The following is a 22,481-nucleotide window of genomic DNA, read 5'->3' as shown; positions in this document are numbered from 1 at the left end:
GAGGTGACTGACGCACCGATCGCCGACGAGACCGCCTCCCACCACGTCACCGCCTCCGAGCGGGTGTTCGAGGGCGCGGTGTGGGACATCACCCGTGACCACATCGACTACAACGGCTCCGACATGGTCCGTGAGTACGTGGACCACACCGGCGCCGTCGCCGTGTACGCGGAGGACGACGAAGGCCGCGTCCTCGTCATCCAGCAGTACCGGCACCCGGTCCAACTGCGCGACTGGGAGCTGCCCGCCGGGCTGCTCGACCAGGAGGGCGAGGACCACCTCACCGCCGCGAAGCGCGAGCTCGCGGAGGAGGCCGACGTCGAGGCCGACGAGTGGCAGCACCTCGTGCGCTACAACACCTCGTCGGGTGGCAGCAACGAGTTCATCGAGGTGTACCGCGCGACCGGCGTGCGTGCGACCGAGTCCGCCTTCGAGCGCGAGGCCGAGGAAGCCGACATCGTCATCCGCTGGGTGCCGCGCGCCGAACTCCTGGAGGGGATCCTCGCGGGTCGGCTGCACAACTCGGCGCTCATCGTCGCGACGCTCGCGGTCGAGGCCATCGAGCGCCACTCGCAGGGCTGACACGGCGTACCGTCGGCGGCACCGTGCTCACCCGCGTCGGACGGGCGGCCGGACCACCGACGACCGGGAGGACCCCCATGAGCTCGCGCACCACCACCGCAGCCGTCACCGCGACGACCCTGCTCCGCATCGCACTCGGAGCGGTGCTCGTCTCGCACGGTGCCCAGAAGCTCTTCGGCGCGTTCGGCGGCGGTGGCATCGACGGCACCGCGCAGGGCATGCACGCGATGGGCTTCCGGCCCGGCCGCCGCAACGCCGTCCTGGCCGGCATCGGCGAGGCCGGTTCCGGTGCCGCCCTCGCGCTCGGCCTCGCCACCCCGATCGCCGGCGCTGGTGCCGCCACGACCATGGGGGTGGCCTCCAGCGTGCACACGCCGAACGGCTTCTTCAACGCGGACGGCGGCCTGGAACTGCCGGCGTTCCTCGGCTTCTCGGCGGCGATGTTCGCCCTCGGCGGCCCGGGCCCGGTGTCGCTCGACCACGCAACCCGGCACGCCCTCGACCGGCCGTGGCTCCGCGCCGTCGCCCTGGCCGCGGTGCCGGTCGCGATCGCGGTGCAGGTCGTGCAGCGTCGGAAGGCCCTCGCGGCGGACGCCGCGGACGCGGCGGACGCGGCGGCCCCGACGGAGGCGCCGGCCCCGGCGGCGTCCGGCGACGGTGCGCCCTCGGCCGAGTAGCTCCTCCGGGGCCGGGGCCGGGGCCGAGGCCGGGGCCCGTGCCCCGGTAGCCTCGTCGGGTGATGCCGTTCGAGCGTGCCGTGCAGGACTACCTGCGGCACATCGCGATCGAGCGAGGCCTGTCGCAGCACACCCTGTCCGCCTACCGGCGCGACCTGTCGACCTTCGGGGACTGGATCGGCACGCAGCCTGTCGTCGACTCCGCCGGTGCCGACCGGGCCGGTGGTGCGGCGGTCCTCGACGACGTCGGGCGGCTCGCGCGCGCGGACCTCGCCGGGTTCGTGCAGCACCTCGCCACGAGGCCGGACGGGCCGCTCGCACCGCGGTCGGTCGCCCGGATGCTCAGCTCGGTGCGGTCGTTCAGTGCGTTCGCGGCGGCGGAGGGCTGGCTGCCGCTCGACCCCGGCGCCTCCGTGCGTCCGCCGAAGGCGCCCATGCGGCTCCCGAAGGCGATCTCCGTGCACGACATGGAGCGGTTGCTCGGCGCGGTGGTCGGTGACGAACCGGCACAGCTCCGCGACCGCGCCCTCCTGGAACTGCTGTACGCGACCGGCGCGCGCGTCTCCGAGGCGGTCGGGCTCTCCGTCGACGACGTGACGACGCTCGCCGGTGTCGACGGGGTCCCGGACGAGGACACCGATGTCTCGGTCGTACGGGTCACCGGCAAGGGGAACAAGCAGCGGATCGTGCCGCTCGGCAGCTACGCACGCGCGGCGGTCGACGCCTACCTGGTGCGGGCGCGGCCGGTGTTCGCCGCTCGCGGGAGCGGCACCTCGGCGCTGTTCCTCGGCGCACGCGGGGCCCGGTTGTCCCGGCAGAGCGCCTGGCTCGTCATCCAGGCCGCGGCCGAACGTGCCGGGCTCGCCGACCACGTCTCCCCGCACACCTTCCGGCACTCCTTCGCGACGCACCTGCTCGAGGGCGGGGCGGACGTCCGTGTCGTGCAGGAGCTCCTCGGGCACGCGAGCGTCGCGACGACGCAGATCTACACGCTCGTGACGGCCGACATGCTGCGGGACGTCTACCAGACGGCGCACCCGCGGGCGCGGCGGTAGCGGGAGCGAGCTGGCCGCGCGGAGATCGTGCGATCCTTGGCGCATGGACCTCGAGGTGGGGCCGGGGCTCACCGTCCCCGAGGCCGAACTGCGCTGGCGGTTCTCGCGGTCGTCCGGCCCCGGGGGCCAGCACGTGAACACCTCCGACAGCCGCGTCCAGCTCACCTGGGACGTCGTGGCGTCAGCGGCGCTCACCGAGGAGCAGCGGACACGCGTCCTCGAGCGGCTCGACCGGCGGACGGTCGCGGGCACGATCACCGTGACCGTGTCCGAGCGACGGTCCCAGCTGCGCAACCGCGAGGCCGCCCTCGACGCACTCCGCGAGCTCCTGCGGGAGGCACTCGCCCCGCCCGGCCCACCGCGGCGGGCGACCCGGCCGACGCGCGGCTCCCAGCGCCGGCGTCTCGCGACCAAGCAGCAGCGGTCCGTGACGAAGCAGCACCGTCGTCGTCCGTCCGACGACTGATCGTCGAGGCGGCGCGGCGGTCCGTCAGAACAGGTGCAGGTGGGTGTTCAGCACGACGACGCCCGTCGCGACGGCGAGCACGAGCGCCGAGGTACCGACGCTCTGCCCGACGACCCGCCATGCTCCGGTCGCGCCGGGGCGCACGAGGGCGACGACGCCGGTCACCACGGCGAGGAGGCTGCACACGCCCCACGGGTTCAGCACGAGGGACACGACGGCGGACAGCACGGCCAGGACCGCGAAGACGCAGAACCGCCGCTCGGTGCTGCCGTAGGCCCAGGACTGCAGCTCGGTCGGACGACCGGCGGCCTCGACCGAGAACGCCGGACCGCTCGACACCGCGAGCGCCTGCAGCGCCGGCTCCGGGACGACGCGGGGCAGCACCCGGGTGGTCTCGCCCCAGGCGTGACCGTCCCACCACCGCAGTCGAGCGGTGTCGCGCGGGTCCGGGAACCAGCCGGCGGCCGGCAGCGTCACGGGAACTCCTGGGGTCTGTGGGGTGTCATCAGTGCGGTTCGACGCTACCCGCCACGATCCCGCACCGCAGCCCCAGACCGGGTGTCGGCAGAAGTGGGGACCGCCCCGTCAGACCGCTGCCGGCGCCGCGTCGACCTCCGTGAAGACGTCCTTCACGGCCGTGAGCAACCGCGCGTTGAAGTCCACCCCGAGCTGGTTCGGGACGGTGACGAGGACGGTGTCTGCCTCGCGGACGGCACGGTCCGCCGCGAGCTCCGCGACGAGCTGTTCCGGCTCGCCGATGTACGAGCGACCGAACCGGGCGAGGCCCCCGTCGAGGTGCCCGACCTGGTCCTGTCCCTCGACCTGCGCACGGACGCCGAAGTAGTGGCGCGACTCGTCGTCGATGATCGGGATGATGCTGCGGCTCACGCTGACGCGGGGTGAGCGCTCCCATCCCACCTCGCGCCAGGTCGACCGGAAGCGGGCGATCTGCTCGGCCTGCAGTTCGTCGAACGGCACGCCGGTGTCCTCGGTGAGCAGGGTCGAGGACATGAGGTTCATGCCCTGCTCGGCGGTCCACTCGGCAGTGGCCCGGGTGCCGGCACCCCACCAGATGCGCTCGGACAGGGTGTCGGACTGCGGCGTGACCGCGAGGGACCCGACGGAGCCGGTCATCTGCGGGTTCGCGTTCGCCATCGGCTCGCCGGCGATCGCACGCCGGAACACCGCGGTGTGGTCGCGGGCCAGGTCGGCGCCGTTCTCGTCGCCCGACTCGGGCACGTAGCCGAACGAGCGGTAGCCGGCGAGTGCGGTCTCGGGTGACCCCCGGCTCACGCCGAGCTGGAGTCGGCCGCCGGAGATGAGGTCCGTCGCCGCGGCCTCCTCCGCCATGTACAGCGGGTTCTCGTAGCGCATGTCGATCACGCCGGTGCCGATCTCGATCCGGCTGGTCCGGGCGGCGATCGCGGAGAGCAGCGGGAAGGGCGCGGCCTGCTGCGGTGCGAAGTGGTGCACCCGGAAGTAGGCGCCGTCGACGCCGGCCTCCTCGGCGGCCACGGCGAGGTCGATCGCCTGCACGAGGGCCTCACGGCCACTGCGGACCTTCGACCCGGGGACGTCGCGCCAGTGCCCGAAGGACAGGAACCCGATCTTCGTCATGCCCATGCGAACGCATCCGTGCGGCGGCCCATTCCGCCGGACTACGGTCGTCCCCATGGACCTCGACCCGCGCGCTGCCCTGGACGGGGAACGCGTCCGGGCGACGAAACTCCTCGCCGACGTCGAACGCAGCATGCAGGACGTCAGCGACGCCCGGGACGGCGCGAACACCGACGACGAGCACGACCCGGAGGGGGCGACCCTGGCCTGGGAGCGCGGGTCCCTCGGCGCGGTGCGTGACGACGCCCGGCGCCGCATCGAGCAGGTCGACGCGGCCCTCGGCCGTCTCGACGCGGGGACGTACGGGCGCTGCGCGGTCGGCGGGGAGCCCATCCCGGAGGCTCGCCTGGCCGCGGTCCCGTGGGCGGCGACCTGCGTCGCGCACGCGTGACGGGCCTCCCGGCCGGCCTGGAGGCCCGGACGACGTCCGCCGCGTCGGCTCCCGACACCCACCTGGTGCGGACCCGATGCGCCGCGGTTTCCCAGCCGCGCGCCCTAGCGTGCGGACATGCACGGCGACCCGACTGAGCCTCCCCGGAGTGCCGGCCCCGACGTGGGCGGACCCGACGCGGACCGCGCTGCGTCCGGCCGTACCGAGCAGGCCGACGGCGGTCGTCAGCGCTTCCAGTGGTTCCGCGACCTGCGGACCTGGATCCACGCCCGGCCGCACGTGCACCTCTTCTACAAGGTCCTGGTCGGGATCGTCGGCGGGCTCATCGTCGTGGTCGGGCTCGCCCTGGTGCCGCTGCCCGGTCCCGGGTGGCTGGTCGTCTTCATCGGCCTGACGGTCCTGGCGAGCGAGTTCCACTTCTTCCACCGGATCATCACCTGGCTGCGGGCGAAGCTGCACCGGTTCTGGGACTGGGCGAAGCACCACGCCCCGTCGAAGCGGATGCGGGACGCGGCGGACAAGGGCAAGGCGGACGTCGACGCGGCCCACGCCGAGGCGCACCGGAACGTCGGCGTCCCGCGCCCCCGCGGTCGGACCGCGCGGCCCGGTCTCTAGCGAGCCCGTCGCGACGCGCCGCCGGCGTCAGACCGTGCGGACCGTGCCCGTCGCCGTCCGCTCGACGGCCTCGGCGGCCGACTCCTCGACCGCGACGGTGTCCTTCGACGTGAGCTGCAGCACGAGGGCGATGCCCGCGGCGACGACGATGAACGCGCCGTAGCCGGCGAGCACCGGCACGAGGCCGACCGTCGGCTCGAGCAGCCCACCGATGACGGCGGGCACGCCGAACGCCAGGTAGCTGACGACGTAGATGGTGGAGAGCAGTCCCGCACGGTGGGTCGGCGCGGCGGTCGCGAGTAGCATCCGCAGCGGCGCCTGGAAGCCGGCTCCGAAGCCGACGCCGGCGATCGCGCTGCCGACGACGAGGCCTGGCAGGGACTGGGCGAACACGAACCCGATCGTGACGACGGGTCCGAGGACGAGCGCGACGAGACCGATGAGCACGCCGACGCGGGCGTCGAGCCGCTGCGTGGCGATGCCGGTGGCCGCGCCGACCCCGGTGACGACGGCGATGAGGGCTCCGGCGGCGAAGTGGTTGTCGATGCCGAAGACCGCGCCGAGCGCCGAGGGGACGAGGGACAGGAAGAGCCCGCCCAGGGCCCAGCTCGCGATGAGCGAACCGGCGACGCCCCGGAACAGTCGGCGCGAGGACCGCGGTACGGCGATCGTCGGGCGGAGGGACCGCAGGGCTCCCGGCCGGCGGGTGACCCGCTCGGGCACGACGGCCAGCGCGACGAGCATGAGCACGAGGAGCGCGCCGAAGAGCAGGTAGACGAACTGCTCGGGTGCCGGACCCCACTCGACCAGGGCGCCGCTCGACAGTGCGCCGGTGGCGAGCGCGATCGGCGGGACGGCCCCGTTCAGCACACCGGCGAGGGCGGGGTGCCGCTCGAGGGAGTTGTCGATGAGCGCGGCACCGAGGGCACCGATGAGCAGGCCGACGGACACGCCCTGCACGACGCGGTCGAGGACGAGGGCACCGAAGCCGTCGGCGACCACGAAGAGCCCGAGCGAGACGGTGAGGCCGATCCCGCCGGCGACGAGCACGGGCTTCCGGCCGACGTGGTCGGACAGCCGGCCGGCGACGAGCAGGCTCACCAGCAGCCCGGCGACGTAGACGGCGAACACGGCGGTGAGCATGAGCGGCGTCAGGTGCCACTCGGCCGCGTAGACGGGGTAGATCGGGGAGGGGACCGCCGACGACGCCAACGCCACGAGCAGCATGGCGGCGATGATCCAGAACCCGGCGACCGAGCGTGTGGACTGCATGGTGTCCCTCCCGTCGTGATGGACCAGTACGGACGGAGTCGTACCGGGTGGTACCGCATTGGTACCGCATCGTGGCTGTACGACGCAAGTCGTACAGGGAGGGGAACGGTGGTAGCGTCCCGTCCATGCCCGAGCGCGACGATGCCCCCGAACGGCTGCCCCAGCCGTCGCCGGCCGAGATGGACCTGCCCGTGGTGATGGACGCCCTGTCCGACCCGATCCGGCTGTCGATCCTGCACCGGTACCTCGTCGACGCGGCCGGCGGGGAGCGCTCCTGCGGATGGGTCGGCATCGACCGCCCGAAGTCCACCCTGACGCACCACTTCCGGGTCCTCCGCGAAGCCGGGCTCCTCGAGCAGCACCTCGAGGGCCTGACCCGCGTCAGCCGCGTCCGTACCGAGGACGTCCAGCAGCGCTTCCCCGGCCTGCTCGACCTCGTGCTCGACTGGCAGGTCCCGGCCGGGCTCGTGCGCGCCGAGGCCGCCGCGTGAGCGGGGGGACCGCCGAGCACCGGCTGCCCGCCGTCGTCGCCGACCCCCGCGTGACGTCGGCGCTCGCCGCGGACCTGACCGCGGCCGGCTACACGGTGGAGGGCGTCGACGCGCTCTGGGGGACCGAAGCCGCTGCAGCGCTGCACCGCGGCACCCGGGTCGCGGCCCTCCGCGCACTCGCGGCGCGTCCGACCACGCCGCTGTCGACCATCGCGACGCTGTTCGTGCTCGGACTGCCGGTGTCGCGCGCCGACGCCGACCGCGGGTTCGCGACCACCGGCGTCGACGCGCTCGTGAGCGCCGGGGTGCTCCGGACCGACGCGGACCGTGTCGCGCCGGCCCTGGACCTCCGGCCGTACGCCTTCGTGGACGACCTCGGCGCCGGCAGCTGGTGGATCGCGTCCGACCTCGGCGAACTCGCCCTCGGGCACGCGATCAGCGAGGAGCACGTCCTCGGCATCGGCGGCGCCACCACGACGCTGAGCGGCCTGCAGTTGCCCGTGCCCGTCCGCCGCGTGCTCGACCTCGGTACCGGGTGCGGCGTCCAGGCCATGCACGCCCGCCGCTTCGCGGACGAGGTCGTCGCCACCGACATCTCGTCGCGGGCGCTCGCCATCGCCCGGTTCAACGCGCTCCTCAACGGCGTCGACGGCATCGACTTCCGCCTCGGCTCCCTGTTCGAGCCGGTCGCAGGGGAGCGGTTCGACCGGATCGTCTCGAACCCGCCGTTCGTCATCACGCCCCGCCGCGAGGGCGTCCCCGCCTACGAGTACCGCGACGGCGGGATGGTCGGCGACGCCCTGGTCGAGACCGTGCTCCGGGGTCTCGCAGACCACCTCGAGCCCGGTGGGACCGCGCAGTTGCTCGCCAACTGGGAGCACCGCTGGGGCGCGGACGGCCTCGACCGCGTCGCGTCCTGGTTCGCGGACACCGATCTGGACGTGTGGGTGGTCGAGCGCGAGCGCGAGGACCCGCCCGCCTACGCCGAGACCTGGATCCGCGACGGCGGCACGAAGCCCGGCTCGCCGGAGTTCGACGACCTGGTGGACGCCTGGCTCGACGACTTCCGCGACCGGCACGTCACCGGGGTCGGCTTCGGCTACGTCGTGGTCCGCTCGCCGTCCGGTCCCCGGGGGAGCAGCCCGGCCCCGCTCCGGCGCTTCGAACGACTTCCGCAGGTGCTCGGCTCGAACCCGGCGGGCCTCGGTGCGACCGTGGCCCGGGCCCTCGACGCCGTGAGCTGGCTCGCCGCCCACGACGACCGGGCCTTCGCGGACGCACACCTCCGGGTCGCCGGGGACGTCACCGAGGAGCGCCACTACTGGCCGGGCAACGACGACCCCACGGTGATGGCGCTCGTGCAGGGCGGCGGGTTCGGCCGCCGGGTCGACGCCGACACCGCCCTGGCCGCGTTCGTCGGTGCGGCCGACGGGGAGCTGGCCGTCGGCCAGATCGTCGGGGCGATCGCCCAGCTCACCGGCGTGGACGAGGCGGCGCTCAGCGCCGACCTCGTGCCGCGCCTCCGGGACCTGGTGCTCGACGGCCTGCTGCTCCCCGCCTGACCATGGCGGTCAGCGGCGCCAGGTGTGCTCCGGGGCGTAGCCGAGGAGCTCGCGGGCCTTGTCGGAGGACAACAGCGAGCTGACCCCGTCGATGTCCGCCCGGCGCTCGATGTCCGGCAGGTACTGCTCGACGAGCTCGAGCGTCGGGGTGTCCATGACGGTGTCCGGGCTGGCGATGATGAACGCCTCGAAGCCGGTCAGCTCGCTCTCGACGGCCTTGCGCACCGCCTGGGCGCCGTCACGGGAGTCGATGTACGACCACAGGTTGAACGTCTTCGCCTCCGGCGTCGCGTCCCACGGGAACGCCGGGTAGTCCGTCTCGTCCATCACGTTCGAGAAGCGCAGCCCGATCATCTTCAGCTGCGGGTCCCAGCGGGTGAAGTGACGCGCCATCTCCTCCTCGACGGCCTTGCCGAGCGAGTACGAGGACTGCGGCCGCACCGCGAACTCCTCGTCGACCGGCAGGTAGGGCGGGTGGTGCTCGCCCATCGGGATCCCCAGGAGCGTCTCACTGGAGGCCCACACGACGTTGCGGATGCGGGCTGCGCGGGCAGCGTGGAACACGTTGATGGACGCGGTCACGTTGTTCGTGATGAGTGCGACGTCCGGCACCTGGCCCGGCGCCGGCACCGCACCGAGGTGCACGACGGCGTCGACCGAGTCGTAGCGGTCGTCGACGCCGATCAGGGTGTTGAGGACCTGGCCGTAGTCGGTCAGGTCGGTGCGGACGAACTGCACGCGCTCGGGCTTGTCCGGCGAGGGCACCCGGTCGATCAGCACGACGTCGTAGCCGTGTTCGTCGAGGTCGCGGACGACCGCCCGTCCGAGCTTGCCGCTGCCACCGGTCACCACTACACGCGTCATCGCGTCACTCCACCTCGTCGTCGAGACCCCGGGTCGGGTCGCGTCCATCCTGCACCGCGGGTGGTGGACGCGACCAGGGACGGGCGGTACCCGTGTCTGGGCGCGGGGCGGGCCTCCCGGCCGGACGTCAGGAGCCGGTCGTGACCTGCGCCATCGCGAGGCGGGTGACGAGCTCGACGTGCTCGGCCATGTCCCGGGTCGGGTCGTACAACCACTGGATCTGCATGCCGTCCGAGGTGGCGAGCAGGACGCTGGCCAGTTCCTCCGGGTCGAGGTCGGTGCGGAGCCGGCCGTCCTGCTGCATCCGGCGGAAGTCGTCCGTCATGCGGGCACGCGTGGTCTCGTAGCGCTCGCGGAAGTAGGCGTGCGCGGGGTGGTCCGGGTCGGTCGCCGCCGCTGCCGACAGGTTGACGAACATCTGCACGAGGCCCGGGACCTCGGCGTTGTGCCGGACGACCGCGGCGAGGAGTGCGGCGAAGTCCGGGGCGTCCCACTGTGCGGCGTTGTCCAGGTCGTCACGGCGGCGGAGGATCGCGACCCAGAGCTCGTCCTTCGAGTCGAAGTAGTGCAGGAGCCCGGCCTGCGTGAGGCCCACGGCGTCGGCGATGTCCTTGATGCTCGTGCGTCGGAACCCCTGCGTGGCGACGAGCTCGAGCGCGACGGACAGGATCTCCTCGCGCTTGGCGATGCCCTTCGCGTACGAACCCCGTCGTGCCATGGCGAGAGAGTACCGCCCGCTGGCCCGAGCAGAAACCGAATAGAGGTAGGGATTGGTGCTAGCGTGAGGACACTGCCGACGACGGCGCTCGGCGGTACGTCTCCGACGGAAGGAACGACCCCCGTGACCGCGACCCCCGCAGACACCGATCGGCTCGGCGAGCGCATCGACGCACTCCTCGACCGGCTCTCCACCGAGCAGAAGGTGCAGCTGCTCACCGGCCGGGACTTCTGGACCACCTGGCCGATCGAGGAGATCGGGCTCCGTCGCGTGCTCATGTCGGACGGGCCGTCCGGCGTGCGCGGCGAGGTCTGGGACGAGCGGGAGCCGTCGCTCAACCTGCCGTCCGCGACCGCGCTGAGCGCGTCGTGGGACCGTGCGATCGCGCAGCGCTACGGTGGCGCGGCCGCCGTGGAGGCCCGTCGCAAAGGCGTCGACGTCGTCCTCGGTCCGACGATCAACCTGCACCGCTCACCGCTCGGCGGTCGCCACTTCGAGGCGTTCAGCGAGGACCCGGTGCTCACCGGCGACCTGGCGGCCTCCTACGTGGCCGGCGTGCAGGAGCACGGCGTCGCGGCGACCCCGAAGCACTACATCGCGAACGACTACGAGACCGACCGCTTCACCGCGTCCACCGAGGTGTCCGAGCGTGCCCTGCGCGAGCTGTACCTGCTGGCGTTCGAGAAGGCCGTGACCGAGGCGCGCGCGTGGGCCGTGATGTCGTCCTACAACGCCGTCAACGGCGTGACCGCATCGGAGAACGACCTGCTCGAGACGCCGCTCAACGCCGAGTGGGGCTTCGACGGCGTCGTCGTGTCCGACTGGACCGGGGTCCGCTCCGTCGAGGCGGCGACGGCGTCGCAGGACCTCGCGATGCCCGGGCCGAACCCGTGGTGGAGCGAGGGGCCGCTGCTGGCCGCGGTCGAGTCCGGGGCGGTGCCGATGGCGGCGATCGACCGGAAGGTGCGCCGGATCCTGCTGCTCGCCGCCCGGGTGGGGGCGCTGTCCGGGGTGGACGCCGCGGGGCCGGCCGGTGCTGCTGCCGCTGGCGCCGCGCCGGCACGGGTTCCCTCGGTCGAGGACGGCGTCGCCTTCGCGCGCGAGGCCGAGGCCGAGGGCACGGTCCTCGCCCGCAACACCGGGGTCCTGCCCCTGGACCCCGCCGCGCTGTCCCGCATCGCGGTCATCGGGCACAACGCCGACCAGGCCCGGACGCAGGGCGGCGGTTCCGCCACCGTCGTGCCGGAGTCGGTCGTCTCCCCGCTCGACGGCATCCGTGCCGCGTTCCCGGCCGCCTCGGTCGAGTACGCGATCGGCGCCGTCGTCCAGGAGGGCATCGCCGAGTTCCCCCTCGACACCATCACGAACCCGGTCACCGGGGAGCCCGGTGCGCGGGTCGCCTTCGTGCGTGACGGGTCGGAGCTGTACACGGAGGACCGTCGCGCCACCGCGCTGTTCTGGTTCGGCGGGGACGCTCCCACCCGCGAGGCCGACCGGCTGGACATCACGACCACCTACACGGCGCAGCAGGACGGCACCGTGCGGATCGGGATCGGTGCCGCGGGACGCTCTCGGATGTGGGTCGACGGCGCCCTCCTGCTCGACGAGGACGTGCCGTTCGCGGGCGACCAGCTCGGCGCCGCGTTCCTCGACCCGCCGGCGCGCTCGGTCCCCGTCCCGGTGACGGCCGGGCGGCGGCTCGCGATCCGCATCGAACACGACGTCGTGCAGGACGAGACGCTCGGCGGGGTCCTCGCCTACCAGTTCGGCACCGAGCCCTCGGACGACGACCCGGCCGACCTGGTCGCCGCGGCCGTGTCCGCCGCGTCGCAGGCCGACGTCGCCGTCGTGGTCGTCGGGACGAACAGCCGGGTCGAGTCGGAGGGCCACGACCGGACCTCCCTCGCACTGCCCGGGCACCAGGACGACCTGGTCCGCGCGGTCGCCGCGGCCAACCCGGCCACGGTCGTCGTCGTGAACGCCGGCTCGCCCGTCGAGATGCCGTGGCGGGACGAGGTCGCCGCGGTCCTGCTCACCTGGTTCGGCGGCCAGGAGTACGGGAACGCACTCGCCGACGTGCTCACCGGTGCGCGGGAGCCGGGCGGCCGGCTCCCGACCACGTGGCCGGCCGTGATGGCCGACGTCCCGGTGCTCGACGTCACCCCGGTCGACGGCGCGGTCACCTACGACGAGGGCGTGCACATCGGGTACCGCGCATGGCTCCGTGCCGGCACCGAGCCGGCCTACCCGTTCGGGCACGGGCTCGGCTACACCACGTGGTCGATCGACGGCGTCGCGGCGACCCCGACGGTCACCGAGGGCGACGCCGTCATCGTGACCGCGACCGTCGCGAACACCGGGGACCGCGCGGGCAAGCACGTCGTGCAGGTCTACGCGTCGCGTGCGGAGTCCTCCGTGGACCGGCCGGTGCGCTGGCTCGTCGGCTTCGCCCCGGTGCGACTCGACGCGGGTGCGTCGACCGAGGTCGCGATCGAGGTCCCGGCCCGTGCGTTCGCGTACTGGGACGGCGGGCGCGACGGCCGGTGGGCGTACGAGCACGGGCAGTTCACCCTGCACGTCGGCGCGTCCGTGGTCGACGAGGCCGGACGGGCGTCGGTCGAACTGGCGTGAACCCGTTGCCCGCTCCACCCGTCCGGTTTCCGCACGGGGCACCAGCGGGCAAGTACGATCGGTGATGCGTCAGCCGGCTGGTTACCGGCGACGCGCGCATCACCGACGGTTCGTCGAGCGTGCGCCACGGCCTCCTGATCCGGTCGTCGGCGCCCCGCCGGGCCTGATGCGTCCCGATGCGCCCCCGCACTCCGTGCGGGGGCGCATCCTCGTCTCGCGACCTGTGTGACAAACCACCCAGGTGGTGGAACGATGAGTCCACCATCCCGTGTGGATCAGGGACGGGATGGTCGTCCGGCGGGAGGGTCCTCGGTACTCACCACACCGTGGGCCCCGCCGGACGTCTGTCCGCTCCGCCGGTTCAGACCGTGCGCACCGCCGGTGCGATCTCCTCGGCGACGATCCGCAGGATCCGCTCGTGGGAGGCGCGGTCGCCGTTGGCCGGGAGGGTCACGACGAGTTCGTCGGTCGCCGCCACCGCCGGGTCCGCGAGCAGCGCGTCGACGATGGTGGCCGGTTCGCCGGAGAGCACCCGGCTGAATCGGAACGGCGGGCCGGAGAGCGGCCGGCCCTCGTCGTCCATGCCGGACGCGTACCCGGTGAGGAACTCCTCGTGCACGGCGCGGTCGGAGTCGTCGAGGAGCGGGACGATGATCCGCCCGACGGCGACCTTCGGCGTGCGCTCGGGGTGCAGTTCGGCGAACCGGGAGCGGTACGCGGCGATCTGGTCGGCCTGGGCCTCGGCGAACGGGGCGCCGGTGTCCTCGGTGTTCAGCGTCGAGCAGTGCAGCAGCAGGCCCTTCTCGGCCGTCTTCACCGCGGTGCCCATGCTGCCGCCGCCCCACCAGACCCGGTCGAGCAGGTCGGGGCTCTGCGGCTGCAGGGTGATTTCGGCGCCGGCGGGGATGGACTCGTAGCCCGATCCGGCGGAACCGAGAGCGTCACCGCGCAGGACCTCGAGCAGGCGGGCGGCACGGGCCTCGGCCTCGTCGCGGAACGAGCGCTCGGAGGTGCCGAACACGGGGTCGAGGATCGGGCCGTAGCCGGCGATCCCGGTGCTGATGCCGAGTTGCACCGACCGCCGCTGAGCAGGTCGACCGTGCTGGCGTCCTCGGCGAGCCGGACCGGGTCCTCGTACCGCATCCCGAGGACGGCGGTGCCGAAGCCGATCGTGCTCGTCCGCTGGGCGGCGGCGGCGAAGAAGGTCATCGGGCTCGTCAGGAAGGGCTCGAAGTGGCGGCCGCGCACCCATCCGGTGCCGTAGCCGAGCGCCTCGCCGGCCTCGAACAGCCGGAGGCCGTCCTCGAGCGCACTCGCGGCGCCGGGGGTGCCACCGTGGTTCGGGACGAAGGAGAGGAAGCCGAGTTCGCGCACGGAGGCAGTCTATGCGGGCGTATGGATCTGTGGAAGGCGCGGGACCTGTCCACGTATCCGGGCCTCCCGGGACCGGTGACGCTTGGTGCTGGGAGGATGGGGACATGACCGACGTCACCACCGTCCCTCCGCTCGTCGCCGCACTGCCGGCGGCAGAGGGCGGTGTCGTCGATCCCGACGCCGTCTACCTGGCCTTCGCGGAGTGGGCCGCTTCCGGCGGTCGCCCGCTCTACCCGGCGCAGGACGAAGCGCTCATCGAACTCGTCTCCGGCGCCAACGTCGTCCTGAGCACCCCGACCGGCACCGGCAAGTCGCTCGTCGCGGCCGGCGCGCACTTCGCCGCGCTCGCCGAGGGCAAGCGGAGCTACTACACGGCACCGATCAAGGCGCTCGTCTCGGAGAAGTTCTTCCAGCTCGTCGACCTGTTCGGCGCGCAGAACGTCGGCATGGTCACGGGCGACTCAGCTGTCAACGCGGACGCCCCGATCGTCTGCTGCACCGCAGAGATCCTCGCGAACCTCGCGCTCCGCCAGGGCCCCGACGCCGACGTGGACGTCGTCGTGATGGACGAGTTTCACTTCTACGGCGACGCCGACCGCGGCTGGGCGTGGCAGGTGCCGCTGCTCGTGCTCGAGCGGGCGCAGTTCCTGCTCATGTCGGCGACCCTCGGCGACGTCACCACGATCGCGGACGACCTCTCCCGACGGACCGGCCGCGCCACCGCACGGGTGACCGGCGTCTCGCGGCCCGTCCCGCTCGCGTACGAGTACGTCATGACGCCCGTGCAGGAGACGGTGGAGCGCCTGCTCGAAGAGCGCAAGGCGCCGGTCTACATCGTCCACTTCGCCCAGGCGGCGGCGCTCGAACGGGCGCAGTCGCTCATGTCCGCCAAGGTCGCCAGCCGGGAGCGCCGCGACGAGATCGCGGAGGCCATCGCCGGCTTCCGCTTCAGCGCCGGGTTCGGGCAGACGCTGTCCCGGCTCATCCGTGCCGGCATCGGGGTGCACCACGCTGGCATGCTGCCGAAGTACCGGCGGCTCGTCGAACAGCTCGCGCAACGCGGGCTCCTTCCCGTGATCTGCGGGACCGACACCCTGGGCGTCGGCATCAACGTCCCCATCCGAGCGGTGCTCTTCACCGGGCTGACGAAGTTCGACGGCACGAAGATGCGGCAGCTCTCCGCACGCGAGTTCCACCAGATCGCCGGCCGTGCCGGTCGCGCCGGCTACGACACCGAGGGCGACGTCGTGGCGGAGGCCCCCGAGCACGACATCGAGAACGCGCGGGCCGTCGCCAAGGCCGGGGACGACCCGAAGAAGAAGAACAAGATCAAGCGGAAGAAGGCGCCCGAGGGCTTCGTGTCCTGGGGCCAGGCGTCCTTCGAGCGCCTGATCGCCGCCGAGCCCGAGCCGATGGTGTCGCGCATGCGCATCACACACGCCATGGTGCTCTCCGTCGTCGCGCGCGGGGGAGACGCGTTCCAGGACGTCCGCTCCCTGGTGTTCGACAACCACGAACCCCGAGCGCGCCAGCTCGCGATGGCCAGGCGGGCGCTCACCATCGCCCGGACCCTGATCAACGCGCGGGTGATCGAGAAGGTCGACGGGCGCTACCGCCTCACCGTCGACCTGCAGGCGAACTTCGCGCTGAACCAGCCGCTGTCGCCCTTCGCACTCGCCGCCTTCGAGCTGCTCGACCCCGACTCCCCGACCTTCGCGCTCGACATGGTCTCCATCGTCGAGGCGACCCTCGACGACCCGCGCGCGATCCTGTCGCAGCAGCAGTTCAAGGAGCGCGGGGAAGCGGTCGCCCGGATGAAGCAGGAGGGCATCGAGTACGAGGAGCGCATGGAGCTGCTCGAAGAAGTGACCTGGCCGAAGCCGCTCGACGAACTCCTGACCGCCGCGTACGAGAGCTACGCGGACGAGCAGCCCTGGGTGCTCGACTTCACCCTCTCGCCGAAGTCCGTGGTCCGCGACATGTACGAGCGGGCGATGACCTTCGGTGACTACGTGCGGTACTACCAGCTCACCCGGTCCGAAGGGCTTGTCCTCCGGTACCTGTCGGACGCGTACCGGACCATGCGGCAGACCATCGCCGACGAGCACCGGACGCAGGAGCTCGACGACGTCATCGAGTGGCTCGGCGAACTCGTGCGCCAGGTCGACTCATCGCTCGTCGACGAGTGGGAGGCCCTGCTGAACGGGGACATCGCGCTCGCCGAGGCCGAACACGAGGAGATCGCCCCGCCGCAGCCCGCCCGCCTCACCGGCAACGTCCGCGCCTTCCGCGTCCTCGTGCGCAACGCCCTGTTCCAGCGGGTGCTGCTCGCCGCTCGCGACGACATCGACGGGCTCGGTGAACTCGACGCGCAGCAGGGGTTCGACCGGTCAGCGTGGGACACCGTGCTCGAGGAGTACTACGACGAGCACGACACCGTCGGCATCGACGCCGAGGCCCGGTCCATGCAGTACCTCGTCCTCACCGAGGAAGGCCGGACCTGGCGCGCACGGCAGATCTTCGCCGACCCGGAGGGCGACAAGGACTTCGGCTTCTCCGCCACGATCGACCTCGACGCGTCCGACGAGGCGGGGGAGGCCGTCGTCCGGGTCACCGAGATCGGCCGGTTCGACGGGTGGGCCGAGGTCGACGTCGACTGAGGGCGGATCGACCGAGGGTGGATCGACCGAGGGCGGATCGACCGAGGGCGGATCGACCGAGGGCGGAACACGAGCGGGCACCGTCCGGTACGGTCGGGGTTCCCACGGAAGGAACGCCCATGCGTATCGGCTCCAGCATCGCCCTGATCGTGATCGGCGCAATCGTCGCGTTCGCGGTCGACTTCCAGGTCGCGGGCATCGACCTGAAGCTCATCGGCTACATCCTCATCGCAGCGGGGATCATCCTGCTCATCATCAGCCTGGCGGTCGGCTTCGGCGGGCGTCGGACCACCACCACGACCCGTTCCGGGGTCGACCCGACCTCCGGTGAGCAGATCACGCGGCAGGACCGCCGCGACGGCACCTACTGACACCGCAAGCGCGAACGACGAGGGCGGGACCGATCGGTCCCGCCCTCGTCGTGTGTCCGGGTGGTGTGTGCGGCTGCGTGCTCGGCTCAGAAGAGCGTCGCGGGCGGGACGGCCTCGGGCAGCGCTTCCGGCTCCGGGACGTCGACGCCCGGCCAGCCCGGCCCCGTCGGCACCTCGGTGCGGTTCTGGTACGCGGTCGCGGCGCCCCGGGCCCGGACGTCGGCGGCCTCGTTCATCTCGTGGCCCATGTGTCCGCGGACCCACTCGAAGGTGACCTTGCGACCCTGGAGCTCGGCGTCGAGCTCCTTGATGATCTCGACGTTCAGCACGGGCTTGCCGTCGGCCTTCCGCCAGCCCTTCCGCTTCCACCCGGCGAGCCACTCGGTGCAGGCCTTGATGGCGTACTGGCTGTCGCAGAGGATGTGCAGGGGTTCGCCGGTGTCCTTGGTCGCACGGAGCAGCTGCAGGACCGCGGTCAGTTCGCCCTGGTTGTTCGTCCCGCGGGGCCATCCGCCGGCTGCCCACCGGTCGTCGTCCACGTACCAGGCCCAGCCGGCCGGGCCGGGGTTGCCGAGGGCTGAGCCGTCTGCGGCGGCGACGATCGTCACGGTGGGACCTCCTGGTGGTGGCGAGTGCCCGACGAGCGTAACGGACCTGTCGGGCGGGGTGTGCCTCCCGGCCGTCGGCGGGGGACGGCGCCGGGGTCGCGCCCAGCTGCGCTCATCGCACCCTGTCGCGACGGGGCGCGTCGTCCGCCGCGGGGCGCGACCGGACCGCGGGTCAGCGGCCGCTCACCTGGCGGAGGCGGCGACGAGGGCGTCGCTCCCGCCCTCAGCGTCCTGCTGCGTCATCGAGCGCCTGGACCATGGCCGTGCCGTCGGCGACGTCGAAGAACGCCATCGGACGGGGGCCGAACAGCCCGTCCATCCCGGTGTTCGCGTACACGTGCTGCACGCCGCCGCCGGAGAACAGGCCGCCGCCTGATCCGCCCCATTCGACCGAGCAGTGGGTGCGACCGCGCGTCCAGGTGATGCTCCGGTCCATCCGTCGGACATCGGTCTCGCGGCTGCTGCGGCCGTTCGTGATGAAGGCCCGCTTGTCTGTCACGGCGAAGGCCTCCGTGCGCTTCCGGTGGCGCTTCACGAAGAACCGGCCCACGATCAGATGCAGCCCGATGAGGGCGAAGACGCTGCCGAACAGGGCGAAGAACCACGGCGCTCCGCTGGTGAGGACGCCGACCTCCCAGGAGATCGCGAAGCCGCCCCACAGGAGGCTGAACGGCACGAGGAAGGCGTCACGCCCGCCGAACAGGCGGGCAGCGTCGCTCTGCCCCACCCACAGCAGGCGCTCGCCGGGGCGGAGCTCGTCGGAAGCAAGGGCACGAGGATCGATCACCCCTTCGACGGTACCGACGCGGGCACGGTGCCGTTGTGCCCCGATCGGGCCGACGCCCTGGGAGTCGGCCACCCTCCGCCGCCTACCGTTCGGGGAAACGGGAGGAACCACCATGAGCAACGACATCGCAGGCCCCGAGCACTCCGACGACCGGGACCGCTCGGACGCCCTGACCTCGGCCGCGCACAGCGACGACGTCGACGGTGTCAGCGGCAGCGAGCAGCGGGCCGCCGACACCTCGTACAGCCCCTCGAGTGAGCGGGAGATGGACGCGTCCCAGACCGAGCAGCGTGACGACGACGACCTGCGCGAGGACGGCATCGACCCCTCGCGGGTCGTCGCTGCTCCGGGGACCGGTGGCGCCGACGACGCCGGTGACGTCGAGCCGGAGCCGGGCGACCTCAACCTGCCGTGGCAGTCCGAGGAGGACCGCCAGGGCTGACCATCGGCCGGTCCGTCAGGATGTGAGCCGGCCCGTCAGGACCCGGGTCCGTCCCTCAGGACACCGAGTCCGGGTGGGAGCCCGTCCGCTGCCCGGACTCGAGGCCGGCGATCGCGGCGAGTTCGTCGTCGCCCAGCACGAACCCGTCGACGTCGAGGTTCGACCGGATGCGCGCCGGCGTGACCGACTTCGGCAGGACGACGACGCCCTGCTGCACGTTCCACCGCACGAGCACCTGGGCGACGCTCACCCCGTGCGCGGCGGCGATCCCGGTGAGGACCGGGTCCTCGACGAGGCGTCCGCGGCCGAGGGGCGACCACGCCCCGGTGACGATGTCGTACTGCGCGTGGAAGGCGATGAGCTCGCGCTGTGGCAACCACGGGTGCCGCTCGACCTGGTTGAGTGCCGGCACCTCGCCGGTCTCGGCGATGATCCGCTCGAGGTGGGGGACCTGGAAGTTCGACACCCCCACGCTCCGCGCGCGGCCGGACTCGCGCAGCTCGACGAGCGTGCGCCACGTCTCGACGTAGCGGTCGTTCGCCGCGGCGGGCCAGTGGATGAGGTACAGGTCGACGGCGTCGAGTCCCAGTCGGTCGAGGCTGGCGTCGAAGGCGCGCAGGGTCGCGTCACGCCCCTGGTGGTCGTTCCACACCTTGGTGGTCACGAACACCTCGTCGCGGTCGAGCCGGGAGGCCCGGATCGCCTTCCCGACGCCGCGCTCGTTCCCGTACATCTCGGCGGTGTCGACGTGGCGGTACCCGGCGTCGAGCGCCAGGCCGACGGCCGTCTCGGCCTCCGCGTCGTCGACCTTGTAGACGCCGAAGCCGACGGCGGGGATGCTCCGGCCGTCGCGGAGGGGGATCGTGGTGACCATGCCCCCATCCTGCCGCCCCGGGCCTCCCGGACCGGCATCTCGAGCGGCGCTGTGCAGAGGCGCCGCCACCGAGGTCAGCTGGGGATCGTGACCGGCTCGGTGTCCGGGATGGGGCTGACGTCGCGACCGCGGAGGTCGGGCAGCCAGCTCCGCATCGCCAGCGGCAGCACGACGCCGGCCGCGGCCATCACCGCACCGACCATGAGCCCGCCGCTCGGGCCGTTGCTGTCGATGAGGAAGCCCGCGACAGCGGACCCACCGGCGGCACCGATGAGCTGACCGGTGCCCATCCAGCCGTACGCCTCGGCCGTGTCCGAGAACTTGACCGTCGCCGACACCGACCCGAACATGACCGCGAGGGCCGGCGCGATGCCGGCGCCGGCGATGACGAGGGCGATGCAGAGCCACCAGAACGTCGGGTTGCCCACGGCGAGGACCAGGCCGACGAAGACGATCGTCATCCGCAGCCAGAGCGTGTTCTTCGAGATCGGGCGGTGGCCGAGCGCGAGGCCGCCGATGAGCGACCCGATGGCGAAGACCGCGAGGACGATGCCGGCGTTCGGGCTGCCCTCGCCGAAGACGCTCGTGACGCTGGCCTCGACCGCGGCGCACGCCCCGATCAGGAGCAGACCGGTCAGGGTCGCCACGACGACCGACGGACGCTTCATGACGACACCGAAGGCGCGCTTCGAGCGGGGGATCCGGACGCGGCCGAGCTCGGGGGAGGCGATGAACCACGCGCCGCCGACGAGCAGGAACGCCATCGCGACGACGATCGCCTCGACCGTGCCGATCTGCGTCGCGACGAACGTCGTGATGACCGGGCCGGCGACCCAGATGAGCTCCTGCGCGCTGGCGTCGAGGGAGAAGAGCGGCGTGAGCTGCTTCGACGTCACCATCTTCGGGTAGATGGTGCGCACCGCGGGCTGCACGGGCGGGACGGCCAGGCCGCCGACGAACCCGATGACCACGTAGGCCCAGAGCGGCATCACGAAGAAGGCGATGACGCCCATGGTGACGAACGCCACGATGCTCGTGAGGACCAGGACGGGGCGCATGCCCCAGCTGCCCATCCACCGGCTCGTCAGCGGCCCGGCGAGGGCCTGTCCGACGCTGGTGGTCGCGAGCACGAGTCCGGCGGCTCCGTAGGAGTGGAAGATGTGCTCGACGTGCAGCAGGTAGGCCAGCGACAGCATGCCGAACGGGAAGCGAGCGGTCAGCTGCGCGGCGATGACCCGGCCGACACCGGGCGTCTTCAACAGGGACCCGTACGCGCTCACGTGACGAGTGTACGGACCGGACGGACCGCCCCGCAGGGGCTGTGGAGGACCGTGTCCCCTGTCCGGGGGAAGGACGATCGGTGGCTGTCCGCGCAGCGTTCTCAGACACGCCGAGCGGCAGGTGCGTCCGACGGTTTCCACACCCGTGGAGAGGGCCCCTCAACGGGGTGTGGGAAGTGTCGGTGGCGGGTGCGAGAGTGGCGGAAAACCGGGCCTCGCGGGAATCCACAGTCTGTGGAGGGCGTTGTGGAGAACTACAGGGGTGTAACACTTCCTCTAGTGGTCCAACCGGCCATCGGGCACTACATGTAGTAGCGTCGTCCACAACACAGCACCAGAACGTCGGGCCCCCACCGGGCCCAGAACCAGGGGAGATCATGGCCGTCACCGTGTACACCAAGCCGTCCTGCGTCCAGTGCACTGCGACGTACCGCGCCCTCGACAACAAGGGCATCCAGTACGAGGTGCACGACGTCTCCACGGACGAAGCCGCACTCGAGCACGTCAAGAGCCTCGGTTACATGCAGGCCCCCGTCGTCGTGACCGACGACGACCACTGGTCGGGCTTCCGCCCCGACAAGATCGCCACCCTCAGCGCCGAACTGGCCTGACGCCACGCGGGCCGTCCGGCCCGCGTCGCCCGGTGGCGGGCAGACAGCCTGGAGGCTCGTCCCGCCCCCGCCACACCCCTCCGGTCCGCAGTCCGCACCTCGCCAGGGAGCGCACCATGAGCCGCCTCGTCTACTTCTCGAGTGTCTCGGGCAACACCGCCCGGTTCGTGGAGAAGCTCGGCCAGGACGCCGACCGGATCCCGCTCCTCCCGAGCGAGCCGTTCCTCCACGCGGACGGCCCGTACGTGCTCGTCCTGCCCACCTACGGCGGCGGCAACGGCCACGGAGCGGTCCCCAAGCAGGTCATCAAGTTCCTCAACGACGAACACAACCGGGCACTGATCCGGGGCGTGATCGCCGCCGGCAACACGAACTTCGGCGAGGCCTACGGTCTCGCGGGCGACGTGATCGCACAGAAGTGCCACGTGCCCGTTCTCTACAGATTCGAACTCTTCGGGACCCCTGACGACGTGTCGGCGGTCAACTCAGGATTGGAAGCATTTTGGACGCAGCAGTTGCAGACGTCGATCTGA

24 protein-coding genes and 1 pseudogene are annotated in these 22,481 nt (G+C 72.3%); 14 read left to right on the top strand and 11 right to left on the bottom strand.

Translation table 11 applies throughout. The features are described from left to right. The first annotated feature begins 3 nt into the window (after positions 1–3). The 4 genes from DEI95_RS12740 (at position 4) to arfB (ending at position 2,780) form a co-directional block, all read left to right on the top strand. Positions 4–582, top strand: a complete 579-nt coding sequence (locus DEI95_RS12740) for an NUDIX domain-containing protein (RefSeq protein WP_111060463.1) — start codon at positions 4–6, stop codon at positions 580–582. 77 nt (positions 583–659) lie between these two features. Beyond that, positions 660–1,259 (top strand): DoxX family protein, encoded by a 600-nt coding sequence (locus DEI95_RS12735; protein WP_111060462.1) that lies wholly within the window; start codon positions 660–662, stop codon positions 1,257–1,259. Positions 1,260–1,321: 62 nt separating this feature from the next. Further along, positions 1,322–2,314, top strand: a complete 993-nt coding sequence (locus DEI95_RS12730; RefSeq protein ID WP_111060474.1) for a site-specific tyrosine recombinase XerD — start codon at positions 1,322–1,324, stop codon at positions 2,312–2,314. 43 nt (positions 2,315–2,357) lie between these two features. After that, positions 2,358–2,780, top strand: a complete 423-nt coding sequence (arfB, locus tag DEI95_RS12725; RefSeq protein WP_111060461.1) for an alternative ribosome rescue aminoacyl-tRNA hydrolase ArfB — start codon at positions 2,358–2,360, stop codon at positions 2,778–2,780. A gap of 24 nt (positions 2,781–2,804) precedes the next feature. Here arfB and DEI95_RS12720 read toward each other — a convergent pair whose 3' ends face one another. Together DEI95_RS12720 and DEI95_RS12715 are read right to left on the bottom strand one after the other, a co-directional pair. Then, the gene (locus tag DEI95_RS12720; RefSeq protein ID WP_111060460.1) at positions 2,805–3,257 is read right to left on the bottom strand and encodes a DUF2510 domain-containing protein; all 453 of its coding nucleotides are present in this window, start codon (positions 3,255–3,257) and stop codon (positions 2,805–2,807) included. Between the two features lie 108 nt (positions 3,258–3,365). Then, positions 3,366–4,403 carry an LLM class flavin-dependent oxidoreductase gene (locus tag DEI95_RS12715; RefSeq protein ID WP_111060459.1) on the bottom strand — a complete coding sequence of 346 codons (1,038 nt, stop codon included), beginning with the start codon at positions 4,401–4,403 and terminating at the stop codon, positions 3,366–3,368. A gap of 49 nt (positions 4,404–4,452) precedes the next feature. Between DEI95_RS12715 and DEI95_RS12710 the strand changes: the two genes are divergently transcribed. Then, positions 4,453–4,788, top strand: coding sequence for a TraR/DksA C4-type zinc finger protein (locus DEI95_RS12710; RefSeq protein WP_111060458.1), 336 nt, complete (start codon positions 4,453–4,455; stop codon positions 4,786–4,788). 117 nt (positions 4,789–4,905) lie between these two features. Then, a complete protein-coding gene (locus DEI95_RS12705) occupies positions 4,906–5,403 on the top strand; it encodes a TIGR02611 family protein (protein ID WP_110825834.1) in 498 nt (165 codons plus the stop codon). A 27-nt stretch (positions 5,404–5,430) separates the two neighbouring features. Here DEI95_RS12705 and DEI95_RS12700 read toward each other — a convergent pair whose 3' ends face one another. After that, entirely contained in the window at positions 5,431–6,675 is a 1,245-nt protein-coding gene (locus DEI95_RS12700; RefSeq protein WP_110901523.1) for an MFS transporter, read from the bottom strand. A gap of 125 nt (positions 6,676–6,800) precedes the next feature. Here DEI95_RS12700 and DEI95_RS12695 point away from each other — a divergent pair, with 125 nt between their 5' ends. Continuing rightward, on the top strand, positions 6,801–7,166 hold the full coding sequence (locus DEI95_RS12695; RefSeq protein WP_110825836.1) for a helix-turn-helix transcriptional regulator: 366 nt from the start codon (positions 6,801–6,803) through the stop codon (positions 7,164–7,166). Next, positions 7,163–8,728 carry a class I SAM-dependent methyltransferase gene (locus tag DEI95_RS12690; RefSeq protein WP_258367606.1) on the top strand — a complete coding sequence of 522 codons (1,566 nt, stop codon included), beginning with the start codon at positions 7,163–7,165 and terminating at the stop codon, positions 8,726–8,728. Before DEI95_RS12695 ends, DEI95_RS12690 begins: the two co-directional genes overlap by 4 nt. Positions 8,729–8,737: 9 nt before the next feature. Here DEI95_RS12690 and DEI95_RS12685 read toward each other — a convergent pair whose 3' ends face one another. Together DEI95_RS12685 and DEI95_RS12680 are read right to left on the bottom strand one after the other, a co-directional pair. Then, positions 8,738–9,592: an NAD(P)-dependent oxidoreductase gene (locus tag DEI95_RS12685; protein ID WP_181419612.1), complete on the bottom strand. Its 855-nt coding sequence runs from the start codon at positions 9,590–9,592 to the stop codon at positions 8,738–8,740. Between the two features lie 127 nt (positions 9,593–9,719). Next, positions 9,720–10,310, bottom strand: coding sequence for a TetR/AcrR family transcriptional regulator (locus tag DEI95_RS12680; RefSeq protein ID WP_110825838.1), 591 nt, complete (start codon positions 10,308–10,310; stop codon positions 9,720–9,722). Positions 10,311–10,433: 123 nt separating this feature from the next. Here DEI95_RS12680 and DEI95_RS12675 point away from each other — a divergent pair, with 123 nt between their 5' ends. Then, complete coding sequence (locus tag DEI95_RS12675) at positions 10,434–12,941, top strand: glycoside hydrolase family 3 protein (protein ID WP_111060457.1); 2,508 nt, start codon at positions 10,434–10,436, stop codon at positions 12,939–12,941. 361 nt (positions 12,942–13,302) lie between these two features. Here the strand turns inward: DEI95_RS12675 and DEI95_RS17000 are convergent, their stop codons facing one another. Next, the gene (locus DEI95_RS17000; protein WP_258367605.1) at positions 13,303–14,016 is read right to left on the bottom strand and encodes a hypothetical protein; all 714 of its coding nucleotides are present in this window, start codon (positions 14,014–14,016) and stop codon (positions 13,303–13,305) included. Between the two features lie 53 nt (positions 14,017–14,069). After that, positions 14,070–14,315: pseudogene (locus tag DEI95_RS17110) on the bottom strand (LLM class flavin-dependent oxidoreductase); the annotation flags it as partial. A gap of 104 nt (positions 14,316–14,419) precedes the next feature. Here DEI95_RS17110 and DEI95_RS12660 point away from each other — a divergent pair. Both DEI95_RS12660 and DEI95_RS12655 read left to right on the top strand, forming a co-directional pair. After that, entirely contained in the window at positions 14,420–16,975 is a 2,556-nt protein-coding gene (locus DEI95_RS12660) for an RNA helicase (RefSeq protein ID WP_110911036.1), read from the top strand. Positions 16,976–17,094: 119 nt separating this feature from the next. Further along, entirely contained in the window at positions 17,095–17,346 is a 252-nt protein-coding gene (locus tag DEI95_RS12655) for a DUF6458 family protein (RefSeq protein WP_110825841.1), read from the top strand. Positions 17,347–17,432: 86 nt separating this feature from the next. Here the strand turns inward: DEI95_RS12655 and DEI95_RS12650 are convergent, their stop codons facing one another. Together DEI95_RS12650 and DEI95_RS12645 are read right to left on the bottom strand one after the other, a co-directional pair. Next, on the bottom strand, positions 17,433–17,954 hold the full coding sequence (locus tag DEI95_RS12650; protein ID WP_110825842.1) for a ribonuclease H: 522 nt from the start codon (positions 17,952–17,954) through the stop codon (positions 17,433–17,435). A gap of 223 nt (positions 17,955–18,177) precedes the next feature. Beyond that, complete coding sequence (locus DEI95_RS12645) at positions 18,178–18,741, bottom strand: hypothetical protein (protein ID WP_146243660.1); 564 nt, start codon at positions 18,739–18,741, stop codon at positions 18,178–18,180. A 112-nt stretch (positions 18,742–18,853) separates the two neighbouring features. Here DEI95_RS12645 and DEI95_RS12640 point away from each other — a divergent pair, with 112 nt between their 5' ends. Then, a complete protein-coding gene (locus tag DEI95_RS12640) occupies positions 18,854–19,183 on the top strand; it encodes a hypothetical protein (protein ID WP_110825844.1) in 330 nt (109 codons plus the stop codon). A 55-nt stretch (positions 19,184–19,238) separates the two neighbouring features. Here DEI95_RS12640 and DEI95_RS12635 read toward each other — a convergent pair whose 3' ends face one another. Then, entirely contained in the window at positions 19,239–20,057 is an 819-nt protein-coding gene (locus DEI95_RS12635) for an aldo/keto reductase (protein ID WP_111060453.1), read from the bottom strand. A 74-nt stretch (positions 20,058–20,131) separates the two neighbouring features. Next, the gene (locus DEI95_RS12630) at positions 20,132–21,337 is read right to left on the bottom strand and encodes an MFS transporter (protein WP_110825846.1); all 1,206 of its coding nucleotides are present in this window, start codon (positions 21,335–21,337) and stop codon (positions 20,132–20,134) included. 377 nt (positions 21,338–21,714) lie between these two features. On the opposite strand from DEI95_RS12630, the gene nrdH reads away from it, so the two are divergent. Then, positions 21,715–21,948, top strand: a complete 234-nt coding sequence (gene nrdH, locus DEI95_RS12625) for a glutaredoxin-like protein NrdH (RefSeq protein WP_058769310.1) — start codon at positions 21,715–21,717, stop codon at positions 21,946–21,948. 116 nt (positions 21,949–22,064) lie between these two features. After that, complete coding sequence (gene nrdI, locus DEI95_RS12620; protein ID WP_110825847.1) at positions 22,065–22,481, top strand: class Ib ribonucleoside-diphosphate reductase assembly flavoprotein NrdI; 417 nt, start codon at positions 22,065–22,067, stop codon at positions 22,479–22,481.

Source organism: Curtobacterium sp. MCBD17_008 (assembly GCF_003234475.1).
Classification (GTDB): Bacteria; Actinomycetota; Actinomycetes; order Actinomycetales; family Microbacteriaceae; genus Curtobacterium.
Note: the sequence above shows the minus strand (reverse complement) of the source record. Positions and strands in the feature narration are given on the sequence as shown.